At 65.8% G+C, this 468-nt stretch carries 1 protein-coding gene; it reads right to left on the minus strand.

The annotated features are described in order from the left end of the window. Window positions 1–4: 4 nt before the first annotated feature. Window positions 5–468 (minus strand): hypothetical protein (locus tag OO69_RS48215; protein WP_158713549.1); only part of this gene is annotated, 464 nt, incomplete at its 5' end.

Raw genomic sequence — 468 nt, forward strand, 5'->3', positions numbered from 1 at the left:
CCGGTCAGGCCTTGGGGTTCTTGTGCCACTTGCCCTTCTTGCAGGTGTCGTCCTCCCACGGCCATCCGTCGTTCTTGCACACCACGACGCGACCCTTGGTGATGTTGAAGTCGTCGCTGAACCTGGGCCCCGTGTGCTTCTGTCCCGGGCCCTTGCAACGGTCGTTGTCGTTCGGGTACTCGGTGTCCCCGTCAACGATCTGGCCGGTGGCACGCTTGAACTGCATGTAGGCGTAGCTGTCGTAGCCGTCCCTGCAACTCTGGTCGTTGACGTACACCTTGACCTTGCCGGTCGAGCCCGGGCCCGTCCACTTCCAGGTGGCATGGGCGTAGGCGTAACTGGCGTTGGCCTTGGAGGACGCGTTGACGCCGCGGGCCTCCTGGCCGGAGTGGCCGTCCTGAGCGACCGCCGTCGCCATGCCCCCGGAGGTGAGCAGCACGGCAGCGCCGATTCCCACGACGGCCTTCC

The sequence above is a fragment of the Streptomyces sp. NRRL F-525 genome (genome assembly GCF_000716605.1).
Taxonomy (GTDB): Bacteria; Actinomycetota; Actinomycetes; order Streptomycetales; family Streptomycetaceae; genus Streptomyces.